This window comes from Providencia sp. PROV080 (assembly GCF_033688105.1).
GTDB lineage: Bacteria > Pseudomonadota > Gammaproteobacteria > Enterobacterales > Enterobacteriaceae > Providencia > Providencia zhejiangensis.
On the sequence record NZ_CP096346.1, the window covers coordinates 753,895 to 775,227 of the forward strand.

Genomic DNA, 21,333 nt, shown 5'->3' on the forward strand with positions numbered 1-21,333 from the left:
GGTTTATTTTTTCTGTGCAGGGTGACTTATTCGTCTAAATCACCACAGAAGCGGTAACCTTCACCATGAATTGTTGCGATAATTTCTGGTGTATCAGGTGTTGATTCGAAATGCTTACGAATACGACGAATAGTCACGTCAACAGTTCTATCATGGGGTTTCAACTCACGGCCGGTCATTTTTTTCAATAAATCGGCACGAGTTTGAATTTTTCCTGGGTTTTCACAGAAATGCAACATCGCACGGAATTCACTACGCGGTAACTTGTAGTGCTCGCCTGCTGGGCTAATCAGTGAACGGCTATTAATGTCAAGTTCCCAGCCATTAAACTTATAGCTTTCAACTAAGCGACGCTCTTCCGTACCCCCCGCTAAATTCATAGTGCGAGAAAGTAGGTTACGCGCACGAATTGTTAATTCACGCGGGTTAAATGGTTTGGTGATGTAATCATCGGCACCAATTTCAAGGCCAAGGATCTTATCGACTTCGTTATCACGACCGGTTAGGAACATTAGCGCAATACTTTCTTGTTCACGTAATTCACGAGCAAGAAGGAGGCCATTTTTGCCAGGCAAGTTAATATCCATGATAACAAGATTGATGTCATGTTCGGACAGAACATTGTGCATCTCTTCGCCATCAGTCGCTTCATGGACAACATAGCCTTCAGCTTCAAAAATGCTTTTTAGTGTATTGCGTGTGACAATCTCATCTTCAACAATCAAAATGTGTGGGGTCTGCATATTTGCTACCTAAAGTTTTAAAATAAAATAGTGAACTCATAGAACGCTTCCAAATTAGGTGGTTTTGATTTTGTTTTTGCTGGAAAAACGCGTCTATGGGTTATAAATATGTCTTTGAGTCAACGTTATTTTGTCGCCTCTGTTGTTATCAGATTCAAAAATGAATCAAAATTTAGGCACTTTCCCAACGTTGGGCTGTTAACAGCAATATAACAGCTAATACTTCATTTACCACCTAAAAAAATAACTTTTGTTGATACATATCAAAATCAATTGTAGCACGTTAACAAAATTTGTTAGGAAGAAAATCTTACAAATTCAGTAGATGTTTAACTATCAGATAAAGAGCAAAATACGCCCCGTTTTTATTTTTACTCATTGAGTGAATTAATCCAATAAGTCACCATCTGTCCGGATATTTCTTTAAAATAACGCATAAATATTTTATATCGCCAATTGTTGGTTTTTTGGATTTAAAAATTGACAAAATGTGGTATTGAGTCGTGTTGTCATTAAGTTTTGTTGAAGAGATAGCATAATTTTTGATAAGTAAAATAACCAGTAATCTGTTTTTTGGGTAAATAAATTTGACATTTCTTTATAATTGCTTTAACCGTATAGGGAGAAAGTAACGAATCAAGAGACAGACAGAAATTTATGCGTAACATCAGCCTGACTACGATTATTATTACCACCACCGTAACCACAGGAAACGGGGCGGGCTGACGCATCCAAAAAATAAAAAATGAAAAAGCCCGCGTCCAATCAGATGCGGGCTTTTTTTTGGTGTTAAATCAGGAGAGAAATACCATGCGTGTGCTTAAATTTGGCGGTACTTCGGTTGCAAATGACGAACGAGTACTTAATGTTGCTGACATCGCTGAGAGTAAATTGGCCGATGGGCAGGTGGCTTTGGTGTTATCCGCACCAGCAAAAATCACTAACCATTTGGTCGCAATGATTGATAAAACGGTTGCAGGTCAGGATGTCATCACGCATGTGAATGATGCAGAAATGATTTTTGCAAACTTACTAAAAGGATTGAAAGAAAAACAACCCGGTTTTGATTACGACAGACTGAAAAAACTCACCGAACAAGAATTTGCACAAATCAAACAAGTACTGCATGGTATTACTCTTCTAGGCCAATGCCCTGATAGCATTAATGCTTCCATCATTTGTCGTGGTGAAAAACTCTCCATTGCTATCATGGAATCTGTGTTAAAAGCACGCGGACACAAAGTGACAGTGATTAACCCTGTCGAACGTTTATTGGCAGTTGGCCATTACCTTGAATCAACAGTTGATATCAATGAATCAACTAAGCGTATTGCAGAATTAAATATCCCGAAAGACCACTTTGTATTGATGGCGGGTTTTACCGCGGGTAATGATAAAGGCGAACTGGTGGTATTAGGACGCAATGGTTCTGATTATTCTGCCGCTGTTTTAGCGGCTTGTTTACGGGCGGCCTGTTGTGAGATCTGGACCGATGTGGATGGGGTGTATACCTGTGACCCTCGTTTAGTGCCTGATGCGCGTTTATTAAAAGGGATGTCTTACCAAGAAGCAATGGAACTGTCCTACTTTGGTGCAAAAGTTCTTCACCCACGCACCATCGCGCCAATCGCACAATTCCAAATTCCTTGCCTGATTAAAAATACCACTAACCCAAGTGCTCCGGGGACTTTGATTGGCGATGGCCAAACGGATGAAAGTACACCAGTTAAAGGGATCACGAATCTTAATAACATGGCAATGATCAACGTTTCGGGTCCTGGCATGAAAGGGATGGTTGGCATGGCAGCTCGTATTTTCTCAGTCATGTCGCGTAAAGGGATCTCGGTGGTCTTGATTACTCAGTCATCATCCGAATACAGCATTAGTTTCTGTGTGCCACAAGGTGAATTAGTGCGAGCACGCGCAGCACTGGAAGAAGAGTTCTATTTAGAATTAAAAGACGGTGTCTTGGATCCTCTTGATGTCATGGAGCAGCTGGCGATTATTTCTGTAGTGGGAGATGGGATGCGTACCCTTAAAGGGATATCAGCACGTTTCTTTTCAGCTTTAACACGCGGAAATATAAATATTGTTGCGATTGCGCAAGGTTCATCTGAACGCTCCATTTCAGCAGTCATCGCGAATGAGGCGGCAACAACGGCAGTTCGTTTATGCCATCAAATGCTATTTAATGCAGAGCAGGTGATAGAAGCCTTTATCATTGGGGTAGGGGGGGTTGGAAATGCATTGATTGAACAGATCCATCGCCAACAACAATGGTTAAAGCAAAAACATATTGATTTACGTGTGTGCGGAATTGCTAACTCAAGAGCCATGCTAACCAATATGCAAGGCATCTCTCTTGATAATTGGAAAGAAGAACTTGCACAAGCGACAGAACCCTTTAGCTTAAGTCGTTTGATCAGACTTGAACGTGAATATCACTTTCTCAATCCTGTGATTATCGATTGTACCTCTAACCAAGAGATTGCCGAGCAGTATGTGAATTTCTTAAAAGATGGTTTTAACGTGGTCACGCCTAATAAAAAAGCTAACACGTTATCGATGGATTATTACCGCCAACTACGTTCAGCGTGTGAAGTATCAAAACGTAAGTTCCTTTATGACACTAACGTTGGTGCAGGTTTGCCGGTGATTGAAAACTTACAGAATCTTCTGAATGCGGGTGATGAGCTGGTGCACTTTAGTGGAATTCTCTCTGGCTCACTATCCTTTATCTTTGGTAAGTTAGATGAAGGTATGTCTCTGTCTGAGGCGACAACATTAGCGAAAGAGAAAGGATTTACTGAGCCTGACCCACGTGATGACTTATCCGGTATGGATGTTGCTCGTAAACTGTTGATCCTTGCTCGTGAAGCGGGCTATCAATTAGAGTTAGACGATATTGAAATTGATGCGGTATTACCTGCTGAGTTTGATAGCAGTGGCAGTGTTGCTGAATTTATGGCTCGTTTACCACAGCTCGACCAACAATTTGCAGAACGTATAAAAGCCGCAGAAGCGGAAGAAAAAGTGTTACGCTATGTTGGGTTGATAGAGGAAGGACGTTGCCAAGTAAAAATTGTTGCCGTTGATGGCAATGATCCACTCTTTAAAGTCAAGAATGGCGAAAACGCATTGGCTTTCTATACACGCTATTACCAACCAATACCTTTAGTTCTAAGAGGCTATGGTGCAGGTAATGATGTTACCGCTGCCGGCGTATTTGCAGATATGTTGCGTACCCTATCATGGAAATTGGGAGTCTGATAAGTGATTAAAGTTTATGCGCCCGCTTCAATTGGTAATGTTAGTGTCGGGTTTGATGTATTAGGGGCGGCAGTATCGCCAGCAGATGGAACACTGTTAGGCGATTGTGTCACTGTTGAAGCAGCCGAAAGCTTTTCCTTGACCAATAAAGGACGCTTTGTTGCAAAATTACCCAAAAAGAGTGAGCACAATATTGTTTACCAGTGCTGGGAATTGTTTTGTGAACGTCTTGGTAAACCGCTTAATGTTGCGATGACGCTCGAAAAAAATATGCCTATTGGCTCTGGTTTAGGTTCAAGTGCATGTTCTGTTGTTGCCGCACTGATGGCATTGAATGAGTTTGCAGGGCAACCTTTTGATGAGACTACCCTATTAAGCATGATGGGCGAGTTGGAAGGACGTATTTCAGGCAGCGTGCATTACGATAACGTCGCCCCTTGCTTTCTTGGGGGACTACAGCTGATTATTGAGCAAAATGGAATAATTTCTCAGCCAGTTCCTGCATTTGATAACTGGTATTGGGTCATGGCTTACCCAGGGATTAAAGTCTCTACCGCAGAGGCTCGTGCTATTTTGCCTAATAGTTATCCACGTCATGATATTGTGAATCATGGCCGTTACCTATCTGGTTTTATTCACGCGTGTCATACTCATCAGCCACAGCTGGCTGTAACGATGATCCAAGATGTGGTTGCAGAGCCTTACCGCACTCAACTGCTTCCTGGTTTCGCTGAAGCACGCAAAAATGCGTATGAGATAGGTGCATTAGCCTGTGGTATTTCCGGATCAGGCCCCACACTATTTGCTATCTGCGATGACAAAAATATTGCCGAGAAAATGGCAGATTATCTACAACAACATTACGTTCAAAATGATGAAGGCTTTGTGCATATCTGCCGTTTGGATCTCACAGGGGCAAGGACAATAGGGTAAAGAATGAAACTGTATAACTTAAAAGATAATAGCGAACAAGTTAGCTTCGCACAGGCAGTAAAACAGGGACTTGGCAAACAACAAGGCCTATTTTTCCCGCAAGATCTACCTGAATTTAGCGCCACTGAAATTGACGAGTTACTAAAATTAGATTTTGTCACTCGTAGTAGCCGCATTTTGACGGCATTTATTGGTGATGAAATCCCAGAAGCTGAGCTCGCGTCCCGAGTGAAAGAGGCGTTTGCATTCCCAGCACCTGTGACGCAAGTTGAGCAAGATGTGGCAACACTTGAGCTCTACCATGGTCCAACATTAGCATTTAAAGATTTTGGTGGGCGTTTTATGGCTCAGGCGTTAGGTCAAGTTGCGGGTGATCAACCTGTCACTATTCTAACGGCCACTTCAGGTGATACGGGGGCTGCCGTTGCACACGCTTTTTACCGTTTAAATAACGTCCAAGTCGTTATTTTATATCCTGAAGGCAAGATCAGCCCGCTGCAAGAAAAGCTATTTTGTACACTGGGTGAAAATATTCATACTGTTGCAATTAAAGATGACTTTGATGCTTGCCAAGCGTTGGTTAAACAATCTTTTGATGATGAAGAGCTAAAAAAAGCACTGCACTTAAACTCTGCTAACTCAATCAATATTAGTCGTTTGCTAGCACAGATTTGTTATTACTTTGAAGCCGTGGCTCAGATCCCTGCGGAAAAACGTGAGCAATTAGTTATCTCCGTGCCAAGCGGTAACTTTGGTGATTTAACCGCGGGGTTACTGGCGAAATCGATGGGGCTACCAGTTAAACGCTTTATTGCTGCAACGAACGTGAATGATACGGTTCCTCGCTATCTTGAAGAGGGGCAATGGAAACCACATCAAACGGTTGCAACCTTATCGAATGCGATGGATGTTAGCCAACCTAATAACTGGCCTCGTATTGAAGAGCTATTCCGTCGTAAAGGCTGGTCGCTTCAACAACTTGGCCATGGTGTCGTGACCGATGACGTGACAAAAGACACTGTCCGTGAATTAGATAAAAAAGGTTATGTATCTGAGCCTCATGCTGCTGTTGCTTATCGCGTATTGCGTGATCAGTTACAAGATGGGGAGTATGGCCTGTTTTTAGGTACTGCACATCCAGCTAAGTTTAAAGAAAGTGTAGAAGAGATTTTGAATAAACCGCTGCCTTTGCCACAAGCCTTGGCTGAGCGTGCAGAGTTACCTTTGTTATCCCATTTCTTGCCTTCAGACTTTGCTAAGTTGAGGGCCTTCTTAATGGAACGTGCACCTAAATAATCGCGTTATGATGAAGCGGAAGCTATTAGCTTCCGTTTCTATTTTTATTCGTCTCATAACGTGATAAAGATAAATTGAAATCAACATAAGTTACAAAGGTCAGGCGATTGAGTGAGCCAGCTAACTCGCCGGTTAAAGGATTTAATTGATAGAACGACGGGCGCTAGCACCATTCAAACCATCTCGACCACCGTTTGGTCCACCGAGGCCACCACGTCCGCCTTCACCACCTTCAGGGCCAGCATCACCGCCGTTACCCCCATTCCCACTCCCTGAGCCATTTCCACCGTTACCCCCATTCCCGCCATTGCCGCCATTGCCGCCATTACCCCCATTGCCATTTCCAGTGCCGTTGCCGCCGTTGCCACCGTTACCGTAGCCATCGCCATTTCCTCCTCGGCCACCATTACCCCCATTAATACCGCCGCTCCCGCCATTTCCGCCGTTACCATTGCTGCCTAGTTGTGCATTACCGCCATCGCCGCCATCACCATTTCCTAAACCACTGCCACCATTCCCGCCATTGGCACCGTTTCCGCCATGTCCGCCATTTCCTTGTTTACTGCTATTAAGGTAAAAAATATTGTTATCGCTTGAGATAGCATGTTGAGGGTGAAAGAGCAGCTGTGAGGACACGCGGTTAAAAGAGTGGCTTGGTATTGAGGTTGATACAACAAAAGCAGTGCAGACTATGAGAAATAATTCTTTGGGCATAATTATCCTCCAATCCCCCTTCGTTATTGAAGGGGGATGATCAAGTAAAGTTAAGTCGTCAGCAGATTAGTTGCCATTACCGCCATTACCACCGTTGCCGCCGTTGCCACCATTACCGCCATTGCCACCACTTCCGCCATTACCCCCGTTACCGCCATGACCACCATGGCCACTTTGTCCTAAATATTGACTTGATTCAGAGATTGGATCTGAAAGCAGCTCAAGAGCGTTATATTGAAAAACCGAGGCCAAAGATAAAGTAGGGATAAATACAGAAGCAATAAGGATACATTTTATTTTCATATAATTTTCTCTTCGTTAAATGAATTAAATAAACTGCTAACTCAGTTTATGTGTTCATTTATATTTATCAATTTTAACTTGCCATTATGATGGTGTGTTTTTATATTTCTTTGATTTTTATGTTTTTTAGTTTTTAATTAATAGTTTGGTTGAGTATTTTTATTTAAATGATATAAATTATATTTATATTTTATTGGGTGATAGCATTTTGCGGAAGGGCATTTCTGTATTTGACAACGATGGTATTGTCAGGGCATTGAGTTTAATGAATGGGGGCATTTCTTGAAATAGAATCAGCTGTCTCTGGGCTGTATTTGCAACAAGAGACAGCAAGATGGAAAGCGCGATTTAAATATCGTTTTCTAAGATAAGCTCAATCGTTTTTAGCTCGTCTGCGGTGAATTGGCGGTTTCTTATTATGCCAAGAGCATCATCAATTTGGCTGATTCGGCTAGCGCCAATGAGCACTGAGGTGATGCGATCGTGACGTAAAAGCCAAGCAAGTGCCATTTGGCTCAGTTTTTGCTGACGACTCAACGCTAATTCATTGAGTTTTTTCACCTTCGTTATTACCGCGGAGGTGAGCCTTTCAGGTGGCAAAGAGGGGTTGTTCGCGGCGCGAGAATCAGCAGGGATACCGTTTAAGTAACGATCTGTCAGTATTCCTCCAGCTAAAGGGGAGTAAGCTATAGAACCGACCCCTTCATCTTCCAGTACATCAAGTAGCCCTTCTTCCGGATCTCTGACGAGCATGGAGTACTTGGGTTGGTGAATAAGACAAGGGGTACCAAGCTGATTCAGAATATCAATGGCGTCTTTGGCAAGATCGGCGGGGTAGTTGGAGATCCCGACATACAATGCCTTACCTTGACGCACGATCAAATCTAATGCGCCCATGGTTTCTTCGAGTGGGGTATCTGGATCAGGGCGATGATGATAAAAGATATCCACATAATCTAAGCCCATGCGTTTTAGGCTTTGATTGAGACTGGCGATTAAATATTTTTTACTTCCCCAATCACCATAAGGGCCATCCCACATGGTAAACCCAGCTTTAGATGAAATGATCATCTCATCTCGGTAAGGTAAAAAGTCTTGTTGGAGAAGGCGGCCGAATAGGCTTTCTGCCGACCCAGGGGGAGGACCATAATTATTGGCGAGATCGAAATGAGTAATGCCATGATCAAATGCATGCCTTAGCATGGCTCTGCAATTATCTGGGGATTTATTGTCGCCAAAATTGTGCCAAAGACCTAAAGAAATAAGAGGAAGCCTTAAACCGCTGCGGCCACACAAGCGATACTCCATATCAGTATAACGATCTGTATTTGCAATATAAGGCATACATCACCTCCAAAATGGTTGGCATAGAGACCAAAGCCATATTGTCACAAAAGATATCAGCGCTCTGGTGAATCAATGCTAATTTTTGAGCAAAGTGAAAGTTTTTAGCAAATCTGTGATGGAGGATGAAAAATACACAATATTGGCGATAAGTTGCACAAGGTGATCAGGACTCGTGACCACCTTTGCTTTGAGGAATTAGTGCTGTTCAGGGCGAGTAAAGACTAGCTCATTCCCTTTAGATTGGCTTTCATCGAATTGATAGCCTTCAAGATTAAAATCAACCAATTGTTCTGTTTTGGTGAGTTTATTTTGGATAATAAAGCGGCTCATCAAGCCACGTGCTTTTTTAGCATAGAAACTAATGACTTTATATTTGCCATTTTTTTCATCGAGAAAGACGGGTTTTATCATCGTCGCGTCTAATTTTTTGACATTGACTGATTTGAAGTACTCATCAGAAGCAAGGTTAACCAAGATCTGATCACCTTGGGCTGAAAGCGCTTTATTGAGCTGATTTGTGATGATATCACCCCAAAATTCATACAAGTCCTTACCGCGAGGATTTTTCAAGCGAGTGCCCATTTCGAGCCGATAAGGTTGCATTAAATCGAGCGGACGTAGCAGTCCATACAGTCCAGATAAAATACGTAAGTGTTGTTGTGCAAAAGCGAAGTCTTGCTCAGAGAATGTTTCGGCCTGCATACCCGTATACACATCACCTTTAAATGCTAATATCGCTTGGCGTGCATTATCTGGCGTAAAATCGGCATGCCACTCACCAAAACGTGCCGCATTTAAGCCTGCAAGTTTATCACTAATTTTCATTAAACTTGAGATATCGGCAGGGGAAAGCTGACGGCAAACGTCAATCAGTTGCTGAGATTCATGCAGTAACTCAGGCTGGGTGAAAGTTTTTGTTGCTAGTGGGCTTTCATAATCTAAAGTTTTGGCGGGTGAAATCGTGATGAGCATGACAAGTTCCCTATAATAAAATGACTATTACCACTTTAGCAAAAATTGATCTTAAATGGCTAATTGATGAGATAAGTAAAAACAATTTTCCTATTTCATCGGGCTATGATTAGCTGGATAAGAAGCTAAAAGGATTCAGTTTTAATTTTTGAAGCGAAAACGATTGCATATCAGTTAGTTGCTTTATAATAGTTTTAGTCGCTTGCAGCAACTCGGATGCGTGATATTATCATTGTACGGTGCGGCGTTTGCCTCAATTCCTTTATAACAACGAGATTAAAGAAATGACCGATAAATTAACCTCCTTACGTAGTCTAACCACCGTTGTTGCTGATACTGGCGATATTGAAGCGATGAAGCTTTATAAACCACAAGATGCGACAACTAACCCTTCTTTGATTCTGAATGCAGCACAAATTCCTGAGTATCGTAAGCTTATTGACGAAGCTGTCGAGTGGGCTCGTAAGCAAAGCAATCACCGCGAACAGCAGGTTATTGATGCTTGTGACAAACTAGCCGTTAATATCGGTTTGGAAATTCTAAAATTAGTTCCGGGCCGTGTTTCAACTGAAGTTGATGCACGTCTGTCTTACGATGAAGAAGCGTGTATTGCTAAAGCGCGTCGCCTGATCAAGTTGTACAACGAAGCGGGTATCAGCAATGATCGTATTCTGATTAAACTGGCTTCAACTTGGCAGGGTATCCGTGCCGCAGAGAAACTGGAAAAAGAAGGTATTAACTGTAACCTAACATTGTTATTCTCTTTTGCTCAGGCTCGTGCGTGTGCTGAAGCTGGCGTTTACCTGATCTCTCCATTTGTGGGTCGTATCCTTGATTGGTACAAAGCGAATAGCGACAAAAAAGAATTTGCGCCACATGAAGATCCAGGCGTTATTTCAGTCACTGAAATCTATAACTACTATAAAGCGCATGGCTACAAAACAGTGGTTATGGGTGCTAGCTTCCGTAACGTAGGGGAAATTCTGGAATTGGCAGGTTGTGATCGCCTAACGATTTCTCCAGCATTACTGAAAGAGCTATCAGAAGCACAAGGTGAGGTGGTACGTAAACTTGTTGATTCAGGTAAAACTGCTGAGCCAGAAGCTAAACTGACCGAATCTGAGTTCTATTGGCAGCATAACCAAGATCCGATGGCGGTAGATAAACTGGCTGAAGGTATCCGTAAGTTTGCCATTGACCAAGAAAAACTGGAAAAAATGATCGCAGACTTGCTGTAATTCTGCTGTTATTTTAACGAAACCCAGCCATAGGCTGGGTTTTTTGCGTTATAGGGGAAAAACGGCATTGATGCTTTGTTACTCGCAGCGGTATCCGTTCCAACATATAAGGGAGAGTGACTCGTGAACAGTTGCGTTTGAATATGGTGAGGTTTTCATTTTTATCGGCATAACAAGCAGTACTACAACCTTTAAGCATTTTATTATTGCTATCAATTCCACATTTTCTTTTAACTTTACCATTATAGCGATATGTAGCACTGAAACCTGTTACCTCACGTGATATTATAGGCCCATCATGGGTATCATGATGACTATTCATGTTATGAGAATAAGCATTTTATAGGTTATTTATTGAGGTTGGTATGGATGAATTGCGCATAGGTTTGGTTTCGGTTTCTGACCGTGCTTCAAGTGGTATTTATGAAGATAAAGGTATTCCCTCTTTGGAAGCATGGCTTGCAAAAGCGTTAACAACGCCTTTTCGTATTGAAACTCGCCTGATCCCTGATGAGCAAATCATGATTGAGCAGACGTTGTGTGAGTTGGTGGATGAATTTGCTTGCCATTTAGTTTTAACGACCGGAGGAACTGGACCTGCTCGTCGCGATGTCACTCCCGATGCCACATTAGCGATTGCGGACCGTGAAATGCCCGGCTTTGGTGAGCAAATGCGTCAAATTAGCTTGAAGTTTGTACCAACAGCCATCCTTTCCCGCCAAGTTGGGGCGATACGCAATCAAGCATTAATTTTGAATTTGCCCGGTCAACCGAAAGCGATAGCAGAAACATTGGAAGGATTGAAAGATGCTGAAGGGAATGTGATGGTATCAGGGATTTTTGCTAGCGTTCCCTATTGCATTCAACTTCTTGATGGGCCATATGTGGAAACAGACCCAGCGGTTGTTAAGGCTTTTAGGCCGAAGTCAGCGATCCGTAGTGAATGATTGCTAGGTCAGGTGAGGTTAGCTCACCTGACAGCTATTCCTTTAAAATCAGTGACGTTGCCCTATAGGCAAAATGGTTTTGCCATATTGCTCATTCAATACCTCAGCCATGGCCAAGTAAAATGCACTTGCGCCACATATTATCCCTTCATAACCCGCAATGGTTAACAGCGTTGCATTATTCGTTAAATTACCGATTGCGAGTAATGCAAACAGTACGGTGAGGCTAGCAAAGATGAATTGCAGGGCGAAATTAGCTCTGAATGTTCCAAGGAACATAAAGAAGGTAAAGATACCCCAAATGAGTAAGTAAATACCTAAGAAGTCTGGAGACGTTGCTTCAGCTAAACCCATTGTTGGCAAAAATAATAAGCCAACTAATGTTAACCAAAACATGCCATATGAACTAAATGCAGTTGCGCCAAACGTATTTCCTTTTTTATATTCAATAAGTCCGGCAATCACCTGAGCAATACCACCATAAAAAATTCCCATGCTCAAAATAACCGATGAGAGAGGGAAAAAACCTGCATTATGGAGATTAAGCAGAATTGTTGTCATACCAAAGCCCAATAAACCAAGTGGACCCGGATTAGCAATAGCGCTAGATTGCATATAACCTCTGGTTAAAAATCATTAATATTCAATAAGATATAAAGTAACTCCGCCAGCTGTTCTCAGTTGGCGGCGAATAATACGCAGTTTTTATTGTTGAAACAATGATCAAAAGACAGTTTTTTTTGCAAAAAATATGAAATTTTTTTAAGTCGTCCCCTTGATGAATGAATTTACGACCCCATCTTTACAGCATCACTCGTGATCAATCGAATTATTGCATAAAGCAAAAAAATTGAGTCTCGGAGTAAAAACTCCCTTGAAAATGAAATATTGAGCCTCATATAGATTGATATCGAAATTGAATAGAAAGAATTCCTTTGGAGGCGTTTTAGATGGGTAAAATTATTGGTATCGACTTGGGTACAACTAACTCATGCGTTGCAATTATGGATGGCACAACTGCTCGTGTTCTAGAGAACAGCGAGGGTGATCGTACTACTCCTTCCATCATTGCGTACACACAAGACGGTGAAATTTTGGTCGGTCAGCCAGCAAAACGTCAGGCAGTGACCAACCCAGAAAATACATTGTTTGCGATCAAACGTTTGATCGGTCGTCGTTTCCAAGACGAAGAAGTTCAGCGCGACGTTTCTATCATGCCATACAAAATTATTGCGGCAGATAACGGTGACGCTTGGTTAGATGTGAAAGGCCAAAAAATGGCTCCACCACAAGTTTCAGCTGAAGTTCTGAAAAAAATGAAAAAAACAGCAGAAGATTACTTGGGTGAACCAGTAACAGAAGCTGTTATTACCGTACCAGCCTACTTTAACGATGCTCAGCGTCAAGCAACTAAAGATGCGGGCCGTATCGCTGGTTTAGATGTTAAGCGTATTATCAACGAACCCACAGCAGCTGCATTGGCTTATGGTTTAGATAAAGAAATCGGTAACCGTACTATTGCTGTTTACGACTTAGGTGGTGGTACCTTTGACCTGTCAATCATTGAGATTGATGAAGTTGACGGCGAAAAAACGTATGAAGTGCTAGCGACCAATGGTGATACTCACTTAGGTGGTGAAGACTTTGATAACCGTTTGATCAACTACTTAGTTGAAGAGTTCAAGAAAGAGCAAGGTGTTGACCTACGCAATGATCCGCTGGCAATGCAACGTCTGAAAGAAGCGGCAGAGAAAGCGAAAATCGAACTTTCTTCAGCACAACAAACCGATGTGAACCTGCCGTACATTACTGCGGATGCAACGGGTCCTAAACACATGAACATTAAAGTGACTCGTGCAAAATTAGAGTCACTGGTAGAAGATTTAGTTAAACGCACCATGGAGCCGGTTAAAGTTGCTCTACAGGATGCGGGTCTGAATGTGAATGATATCAGCGATGTTATTTTAGTTGGTGGTCAGATTCGTATGCCAATGGTTCAAAAAGCTGTTGCTGATTTCTTCGGTAAAGAACCACGTAAAGATGTTAACCCAGATGAAGCAGTTGCTATTGGTGCCGCTGTTCAAGGTGGTGTATTAGCTGGTGATGTTAAAGACGTTCTGTTACTTGACGTGACTCCACTGTCTTTAGGTATCGAAACGATGGGTGGCGTGATGACGTCGTTAATTCCGAAGAACACCACTATTCCTACTAAACATAGCCAAGTGTTCTCAACAGCGGAAGATAACCAAGCAGCGGTGACTATTCATGTTCTGCAAGGTGAGCGTAAACGTGCAAGTGATAACAAATCATTAGGCCAGTTTAACTTAGATGGTATTCAGCCTGCTCCACGTGGCATGCCGCAAATTGAAGTGACATTTGATATCGATGCTGATGGTATCTTGCATGTATCAGCAAAAGATAAAAACAGTGGTCGCGAGCAAAACATTACCATTAAGGCTTCTTCTGGTCTAAATGACGAGGAAATCGAAAAAATGGTACGTGACGCGGAAGCGAACGCAGAAGCTGACCGTAAATTTGAAGAGTTAGTTCAAGTTCGTAACCAAGCTGACCAGTTGATTCATGGTACTCGTAAACAAATCGAAGAAGCTGGCGACAAGCTGCCTGCTGAAGATAAAGAAAACATTGAAAAAGCAACATCTGAGCTGGAAGCGGTAAGTAAAGGCGAAGATAAAGCAGAAATCGAAGCGAAGATTCAAGCTTTGGTCACTGCTTCTGCTAAACTTCTGGAAATTGCACAGCAACAAGCTCAGGCTGGCTCAGCGAATGCAGGCGCAGAAGCGAAGAAAGATGACGATGTCGTTGATGCGGAATTCGAAGAAGTTAACGATAAAGATAAAAAATAATGCCCTTAGCGGGCGCAGTGACCTTGCTAATGGTTATTAATGGTTACTGATACCGAACACGGGCGTCGAGGAAACTCTACGCCCGTGTCGGCATGTTAAGGGTAAAATAAATGGCAAAAAGAGATTTTTATGAGGTATTAGGCCTCGAAAAAAATGCTTCTGATAAAGATATCAAACGCGCATATAAGCGTTTAGCGATGAAGTACCATCCTGACCGTAATCAGGATAAAAAAGATGAAGCAGAAGTTAAATTTAAAGAGATAAAAGAAGCTTACGAAGTCCTTTCTGATGAGCAGAAACGCGCCGCCTATGACCAATATGGTCATGCAGCCTTTGAACAAGGTGGCTTTGGCGGCGGCGGCGGTGGTTTTGGCGGCGGTGCGGACTTTAGCGATATCTTTGGTGACGTCTTCGGTGATATTTTTGGAGGCGGCCGCAGACAGCAGCGCCCAAGCCGTGGTTCTGATTTACAATACAACATGGAACTGACTCTTGAGGAGGCTGTCCGTGGAGTGACCAAAGAGATCCGTATTCCAACGTTGGAAACTTGTGATATTTGCCATGGTAGTGGTGCTAAACCCGGAACGAGTGCTGATACTTGCCCAACTTGTCATGGTATGGGACAAGTCCACATGCGTCAGGGATTCTTTTCGGTACAACAGCCTTGTCCTACGTGTCATGGCCGCGGTAAGGTCATTAAAGATCCGTGCAACAAGTGTCATGGTCATGGACGTGTTGAGCGCTATAAAACATTATCCGTTAAAATTCCAGCGGGTGTAGATACTGGCGACCGTGTTCGTTTGTCTGGTGAAGGTGAAGCAGGCGAAAATGGTGCACCAGCAGGCGATTTATTTGTTCAAGTGCATGTATTACCACACAATATTTTTGAGCGTGAAGGTAATAACCTGCATTGTGAAGTTCCGATTAACTTTGCAATTGCGGCATTGGGCGGAGAAATTGAAGTCCCAACTCTTGATGGACGTGTAAAACTCAAAATCCCTGCGGAAACGCAAACGGGCAAGATTTTCCGTATGAAAGGTAAAGGCGTGAAATCCGTTCGTGGTGGGTTACAAGGTGATTTGATGTGTCACATTGTGGTTGAAACGCCAGTTAAGTTAAATGAGAAACAAAAAGAGTTACTCAAAGAGTTTGGTGAGTCACTAGGTGGTAGCAGCGGTGAAAAAAATAGTCCGCGCACAAAAAGTTTTTTAGACGGTGTTAAAAAATTCTTTGATGACCTGACTAATAAATAATTGAAAATGCCCGCTAGCTGCGGGTATTTTTTTATCAGTTCAGTGATTATAATTGCTGATTAGCTAGCCAGCTTTGCAAGTAATACACCGGATAGAATGACTAAGCATGCAATAATTCGCATCATATTAAATTTTTCTTTTAAGAAAACGATGGATAAAAACATTGCGAAAAGTACGCTGGTTTCTCTGATGGCTGCCACTAACACAATAGAGGCTTGGCTCATAGCCCAGATGGCAATGCCATAACTTATCAGCTGCATTAGCCCTCCCATTACTCCAGAACGCCAATACTGCCTAATACCTTGAAATAATGTTGTTTTGTATTTTATTATGCCGGGAATGATGAGCACTATCCCATTCAGTAAAAATAGCCATAACGTATAAATAATCGGATCTTCACTGGCGCGAGAGCCTTGCCCATCTGATAAGGTATAACAGGCAGTGAAAAACGCGGTACATAATGCGTAAAATAGTGCTTTCCCCTTGATATTAAAGGTAAATTTTTTACCTGCAAATGCAATAATCACCACACCACTTATAATCAATAAAATACCTAGAAAGCCAGATAATGAAAGCATCTCATTAAAAATGATGAGGCTGAGTAATGCGGTAATCAGTGGGGCGGAACCACGGGAAATCGGGTAAATCTGCCCTAAATCACCATGTGTGTATGCTTGGCTCAAAAAATAGGTATAGCCAATATGAAAAATGACAGACAAAGTTAACCAAGGGAGGGCATTAACGGGAGGCAGTCCAAGTAGAAATAGGGCCGGTAGCGTTAATACTCCTGAAAAAAAGGCGATCATGACGAGGCCAAAAAAACGATCGTTACCGAATTTAACTAAAGCATTCCAACACGCGTGACAAAATGCGGCAAATAATACAGCCAGTAAGATAGTCGTCGTCATAAGAAAATAGCATTTATTTAAAATAGTTACCCAGTATTGAGTAATGGAACATTTTTGTGAAGCGCTTCGAGAAGCTTCTCTTTTTTTTGCAAACCAAAATACAGGTTTACGAGCCTATACGCACAAAAACAGTCTTGTCTAAAAATCGCCTCGTTACACAGCAAAAGTCGTTTATTTTAGCTAAAGAAACTGAATCGAGTCTGCTGCTGAAAAAAGAAAAAGATAAAATCAAAATAATTTATTTATACTTAAATTTAACGATAATTTAGCAAAAAGAGTGAGCAATTTCGCATATCATTCGGTAATGTCGATCTATTATTGATAAATAAACGACTTTTTACGAATTAATGATTAGCATAATATTAACACTCTATTTATTTTGGGGTTAAACATATGACAGCAATCATCCGTAAATTTTTAAGGTTAGAAGCAGCAGGAGGGCTACTCCTAATTATTGCTGCCATAGTCGCATTAATTATGGCGAATTCGCCAGCTCAGGGGCTATATCAGCAATTTTTAGATATCCCTATTTCCGTGAAAATTTCATCACTAGAACTAGATAAACCGTTAATTTTATGGGTTAACGATTTTTTGATGGCTATTTTCTTTCTTGTTGTGGGCCTTGAAGTTAAACGAGAGTTACTTGAAGGTTCATTAGCGGGGAAAGACAAAGCGATTTTTCCCGCGATTGCAGCATTAGGGGGAATGTTAGCTCCTGCGTTAATTTATTTATTATTTAATGGTGCAGATGAGGTCACTCGCCAAGGTTGGGCAATACCCGCAGCAACAGACATTGCTTTTGCATTAGGTGTAATGGCTCTATTAGGGAGGCGGGTACCAACAGAACTGAAAGTCTTTTTGTTAGCTTTGGCGATCATTGATGACCTTGGTGTCATTGTAATTATTGCTTTTTTCTACACGAGTTCATTATCGCTAGTTGCGCTTGGCCTAGCCGCTTTGTGTGTTGCCTTATTGGTCTTCATGAATTGGCGAAGAGTTGAAAACACCGCGGCATATTTAGTCATTGGACTGATTCTTTGGGTATGTATTCTCAAGTCTGGAGTTCATGCAACGCTTGCTGGTGTTATCGTTGGATTCTTGATTCCGCTGCGTGGTACTAACAATACCAAACCATCAGAAGAACTCGAGCATGTGCTACATCCATGGGTCGCTTACATGATTCTACCTATCTTTGCTTTTGCAAATTCAGGAGTACAATTAAACGGCGTCACATTCGATGGATTAATAAGCACATTACCTTTGGGGATCGCTGCGGGCTTATTATTTGGTAAACCATTAGGTATTTTTCTGTTTAGCTGGATTTCGGTAAAACTTGGTTTTGCGAAGTTGCCTGAGTCTATCAATTTAAAACAGGTATTTGCCGTTTCAGTCTTATGTGGAATCGGTTTTACTATGTCTATTTTTATTACAGGACTCGCATTTGACGGGCTGGATGATAGCTATAGCACCTATTCAAGACTGGGAATTTTGATTGGATCAACACTCGCTGCGTTTTTAGGTTATTTTTTATTAAGAGTAGTCTTACCGAAGATTCAACAAAAGTAACTATTGTCTGAATTCCGATAATTTCAGAAATAAATAGTAAGAATTCCCGAGTTAATGGACTATGATATACCCACAACACGCATTGTTCGTGTTGTGGGTATTTCCATAATAACTCCTGCAAAAGGGGCAGAGAAAAACAGTATGGTCAGTATTGATTATTATTGGCGGTACAGAAGGAATCGATATGCGGGTTTCACATCTTAATTTTAATCATCTTTATTATTTTTGGCATGTATGTAAAGAAGGTTCTGTCGTTGGGGCAGCCGAAGCGCTGTATTTAACGCCTCAAACGATTACCGGACAGATAAAAGCATTAGAAGAACGATTAGGTGGCAAGTTATTTAAGCGTCAAGGGCGTGGATTAGTTCCATCGGAGCTTGGGCAACTCATTTTTCGCTACGCAGATAAAATGTTTATGTTAAGCCAAGAGATGCTTGACATAGTTAACTACAGTCGAGAATCAAACCTTTTGTTTGATGTTGGCGTTGCCGATGCGTTATCAAAACAATTAGTCAGTCGCGTTTTAGAAACTGCTGTCGTTGAACATGAACAGATTCATCTACGCTGTTTTGAATCGACGCACGAAATGTTACTCGAACAACTGAGCCACCATAAACTGGATATGATTTTATCGGATTGTCCAGTGGACTCATCACAGCAGGAAGGCTTATTTTCTGTGAAGTTAGGTGAATGCAGCGTCAGTTTCTTCTGCCGTCAACCCATACCTAAGAAACCTTTTCCTGAATGTCTAGAAGAACGTCGTTTATTAATACCGGGTCGCCGTTCAATGTTGGGACGCCACTTATTGACTTGGATCCGTAATAAGAATTTGCAAGTTGAAGTACTGGGTGAATTTGATGATGCTGCGTTAATGAAAGCCTTTGGTGTGTCTCATAATGCAATCTTTGTGGCGCCATCATTATATGCCGCGGATATTTTGGAAGGTGAGGATGTTATCGAACTAGGCAGGTTAGATAGCGTTAAAGAAGAGTATTTTGTGATTTTTGCAGAACGTATGATCCAACATCCAGCCGTTCAGCGTGTCTGTAATAAAGATTTTTCCAATTTATTCTCAGCGCCATTTGATAAACTTGAGAAAAAAGTATGACAGACAAAAAAACCGGCAAGAGCCGGTTTTTTTAGCTAATCAAGAAGCAATATTACATCGCTTTGATTTGAGCTGCTAAGTTAGCTTTATGACGAGCAGCTTTATTTTTGTGGATCAGGCCTTTAGTGGCGTGACGATCAACAATAGGTTGCATGTCATTGAATGCTTTCTGAGCTGCTTCTTTATCGCCAGCTGCGATCGCAAAGTAAACTTTCTTGATAAAAGTACGCACCATAGAACGACGGCTAGCGTTATGCTGACGACGTTTCTCAGATTGTATAGCGCGTTTCTTAGCTGATTTGATATTAGCCAAGGTCCAACTCCCAAATGTATTCTATTGAGGACAATTCAAAGGTCGAGGAATATGCCCTTTCGGCCTTCATTTGTCAATGGATTTGTGCAAATAAACGTCGTGTACATCGACGCATGTGCGGTTGTGAATGGTGCAAGATTCTACCAGCAAATGCTAGAGGAATACAGATCTTCACACGAAAAAAAGCGTATTTGATGACACATAATAAAAAAAATTTTTACTGAAAAAATTTTTGAGGTGAAGATAATAGCGGTGGGTATGATTATTGACCAAAAATTGGTTATTTGTTATCCATTGATAACAATAGGTTGCATAAGTCTGTACGAAAGTCAGAAAAATTTACGATTTTTCGAGACCTCAGCGCAATTTTGTTGTATTGATAATCCATTGGTTATCCCTATATTTTGATCTTTATATTCGCGATAGAGAATTTTGACCAGTTAAAAGTCATTAAGCAGTACGGTTTATCTGGGCCAAAAGCTCCCTTTAAGTGATATTTTGATCAAAAAATGGCGATTGAATGCAACCTTTTACGAACTTGGGTTAACCTTAAGCGTCGTACAAGGTATAATCCAGCAATTTCCTCGGTATTGAGCCTGTTATGGAGCTAATTCGCGGTATACAAAATATCCGGGCGCACCATCATGGTTGCGTGCTGACTATTGGTAATTTTGATGGTGTCCATCGTGGGCATCAGGCTTTACTTCAAAATTTGAAGCAAAAAGGTGAGCAGTTGGGGTTACCCACTGTTGTGATGATTTTTGAACCACAACCTCTTGAGTTTTTTATCGGTGACAAAGCACCTGCTCGTCTGACTCGTTTACGAGATAAAGTGAAATACTTGGCTGATAGTGGGATTGACTACCTACTATGTGTTGAGTTCAATCAACACTTTGCCTCTTTAACACCCGATGAGTTTGTTGCAGAGTTACTGGTAAAAAAACTGGGCGTGAAATATCTCGCTATTGGCGATGATTTTCGTTTTGGCAAGAATCGCATGGGAGATTTTGCTTTCCTACAGCAAGCAGGCAATCAGTATGGATTTGAAGTCGCGGATACTGAAAGTTTTTGTGATTCAGGGCTACGTATCAGTAGTACTGCGATTCGCAAAGCAATACAAGATAACGATCTGGCATTAGCGGAAACGTTATTAGGCCACCCATATCGTATCAGTGGACGCGTTGTTCATGGAAATCAACTTGGGCGTACTATTGGTTTCCCGACGGCTAATTTGCCGTTAAAACGATTAGTCACACCAGTGACGGGTGTGTATGCTGTAGAAGTTTATGGTTTAGGGGAGAAGCCTCTACCCGGCGTGGCAAATATTGGTACTAGACCAACAGTATCTGGTAAAGGCCAACAATTAGAAGTTCATCTAATTGATGCCAATATGGATTTATATGGACGTCATATTGATGTCGTGTTACGTAAGAAGTTACGTGACGAACAGCGGTTTGCTTCATTAGACGCGCTTAAGGAGCAAATTGCTAAAGATGTGATTGTGGCTAGAGATTACTTAGCTGCAACGAATGTCAGATAATTTAGCGGAAAAATGGAA

At 41.7% G+C, this 21,333-nt stretch carries 19 protein-coding genes and 1 other annotated feature; of the genes, 11 read left to right on the forward strand and 8 right to left on the reverse strand.

What is annotated here, in order from left to right; all coding sequences use genetic code 11:
• Positions 1–26 precede the first annotated feature (26 nt).
• A complete protein-coding gene (arcA, locus tag M1F03_RS03225) occupies positions 27–743 on the reverse strand; it encodes a two-component system response regulator ArcA (RefSeq protein WP_004926714.1) in 717 nt (238 codons plus the stop codon).
• A 657-nt stretch (positions 744–1,400) separates the two neighbouring features.
• Here arcA and thrL point away from each other — a divergent pair.
• From thrL to thrC, 4 genes are all read left to right on the forward strand, one after another.
• The gene (gene thrL / locus M1F03_RS20000) at positions 1,401–1,469 is read left to right on the forward strand and encodes a thr operon leader peptide (RefSeq protein WP_071599685.1); all 69 of its coding nucleotides are present in this window, start codon (positions 1,401–1,403) and stop codon (positions 1,467–1,469) included.
• Positions 1,408–1,529: a sequence feature (Thr leader region), on the forward strand. It overlaps the preceding gene by 62 nt.
• Positions 1,530–1,553: 24 nt before the next feature.
• Positions 1,554–4,013, forward strand: a complete 2,460-nt coding sequence (gene thrA, locus M1F03_RS03230; protein WP_154622192.1) for a bifunctional aspartate kinase/homoserine dehydrogenase I — start codon at positions 1,554–1,556, stop codon at positions 4,011–4,013.
• 3 nt (positions 4,014–4,016) lie between these two features.
• The gene (gene thrB / locus M1F03_RS03235) at positions 4,017–4,946 is read left to right on the forward strand and encodes a homoserine kinase (protein WP_251465073.1); all 930 of its coding nucleotides are present in this window, start codon (positions 4,017–4,019) and stop codon (positions 4,944–4,946) included.
• Between the two features lie 3 nt (positions 4,947–4,949).
• A complete protein-coding gene (gene thrC, locus M1F03_RS03240; RefSeq protein ID WP_247046877.1) occupies positions 4,950–6,242 on the forward strand; it encodes a threonine synthase in 1,293 nt (430 codons plus the stop codon).
• A 141-nt stretch (positions 6,243–6,383) separates the two neighbouring features.
• Here the strand turns inward: thrC and M1F03_RS03245 are convergent, their stop codons facing one another.
• From M1F03_RS03245 to yaaA, 4 genes are all read right to left on the reverse strand, one after another.
• Positions 6,384–6,956, reverse strand: coding sequence for a hypothetical protein (locus M1F03_RS03245; RefSeq protein WP_154622190.1), 573 nt, complete (start codon positions 6,954–6,956; stop codon positions 6,384–6,386).
• Positions 6,957–7,022: 66 nt separating this feature from the next.
• Complete coding sequence (locus tag M1F03_RS03250) at positions 7,023–7,259, reverse strand: hypothetical protein (protein WP_318840079.1); 237 nt, start codon at positions 7,257–7,259, stop codon at positions 7,023–7,025.
• A gap of 348 nt (positions 7,260–7,607) precedes the next feature.
• Entirely contained in the window at positions 7,608–8,603 is a 996-nt protein-coding gene (locus M1F03_RS03255) for an aldo/keto reductase (protein ID WP_154622017.1), read from the reverse strand.
• Between the two features lie 198 nt (positions 8,604–8,801).
• Positions 8,802–9,578, reverse strand: a complete 777-nt coding sequence (gene yaaA / locus M1F03_RS03260) for a peroxide stress protein YaaA (RefSeq protein ID WP_251465077.1) — start codon at positions 9,576–9,578, stop codon at positions 8,802–8,804.
• A gap of 284 nt (positions 9,579–9,862) precedes the next feature.
• On the opposite strand from yaaA, the gene tal reads away from it, so the two are divergent.
• Together tal and mog are read left to right on the forward strand one after the other, a co-directional pair.
• Positions 9,863–10,816 carry a transaldolase gene (gene tal / locus M1F03_RS03265; RefSeq protein WP_154622019.1) on the forward strand — a complete coding sequence of 318 codons (954 nt, stop codon included), beginning with the start codon at positions 9,863–9,865 and terminating at the stop codon, positions 10,814–10,816.
• A gap of 365 nt (positions 10,817–11,181) precedes the next feature.
• Positions 11,182–11,763 carry a molybdopterin adenylyltransferase gene (gene mog, locus M1F03_RS03270; protein WP_154622020.1) on the forward strand — a complete coding sequence of 194 codons (582 nt, stop codon included), beginning with the start codon at positions 11,182–11,184 and terminating at the stop codon, positions 11,761–11,763.
• A 48-nt stretch (positions 11,764–11,811) separates the two neighbouring features.
• Here mog and satP read toward each other — a convergent pair whose 3' ends face one another.
• The gene (gene satP / locus M1F03_RS03275; RefSeq protein ID WP_154622021.1) at positions 11,812–12,378 is read right to left on the reverse strand and encodes an acetate uptake transporter; all 567 of its coding nucleotides are present in this window, start codon (positions 12,376–12,378) and stop codon (positions 11,812–11,814) included.
• 335 nt (positions 12,379–12,713) lie between these two features.
• On the opposite strand from satP, the gene dnaK reads away from it, so the two are divergent.
• Positions 12,714–14,627, forward strand: coding sequence for a molecular chaperone DnaK (dnaK, locus tag M1F03_RS03280; RefSeq protein ID WP_154622435.1), 1,914 nt, complete (start codon positions 12,714–12,716; stop codon positions 14,625–14,627).
• Positions 14,628–14,737: 110 nt separating this feature from the next.
• On the forward strand, positions 14,738–15,880 hold the full coding sequence (gene dnaJ, locus M1F03_RS03285) for a molecular chaperone DnaJ (RefSeq protein ID WP_154622434.1): 1,143 nt from the start codon (positions 14,738–14,740) through the stop codon (positions 15,878–15,880).
• 59 nt (positions 15,881–15,939) lie between these two features.
• Here the strand turns inward: dnaJ and M1F03_RS03290 are convergent, their stop codons facing one another.
• The gene (locus tag M1F03_RS03290; RefSeq protein WP_251465079.1) at positions 15,940–16,788 is read right to left on the reverse strand and encodes an EamA family transporter; all 849 of its coding nucleotides are present in this window, start codon (positions 16,786–16,788) and stop codon (positions 15,940–15,942) included.
• A 393-nt stretch (positions 16,789–17,181) separates the two neighbouring features.
• Here M1F03_RS03290 and nhaA point away from each other — a divergent pair, with 393 nt between their 5' ends.
• Positions 17,182–18,354 carry a Na+/H+ antiporter NhaA gene (gene nhaA, locus M1F03_RS03295; RefSeq protein WP_249999845.1) on the forward strand — a complete coding sequence of 391 codons (1,173 nt, stop codon included), beginning with the start codon at positions 17,182–17,184 and terminating at the stop codon, positions 18,352–18,354.
• Between the two features lie 184 nt (positions 18,355–18,538).
• A complete protein-coding gene (gene nhaR, locus M1F03_RS03300) occupies positions 18,539–19,462 on the forward strand; it encodes a transcriptional activator NhaR (protein ID WP_251465083.1) in 924 nt (307 codons plus the stop codon).
• 52 nt (positions 19,463–19,514) lie between these two features.
• On the opposite strand, the gene rpsT is transcribed toward nhaR, so the two are convergent.
• On the reverse strand, positions 19,515–19,775 hold the full coding sequence (rpsT, locus tag M1F03_RS03305; RefSeq protein ID WP_154622430.1) for a 30S ribosomal protein S20: 261 nt from the start codon (positions 19,773–19,775) through the stop codon (positions 19,515–19,517).
• A 601-nt stretch (positions 19,776–20,376) separates the two neighbouring features.
• Here rpsT and ribF point away from each other — a divergent pair.
• Positions 20,377–21,315 (forward strand): bifunctional riboflavin kinase/FAD synthetase, encoded by a 939-nt coding sequence (gene ribF, locus M1F03_RS03310; protein ID WP_163860689.1) that lies wholly within the window; start codon positions 20,377–20,379, stop codon positions 21,313–21,315.
• Positions 21,316–21,333: the final 18 nt, after the last annotated feature.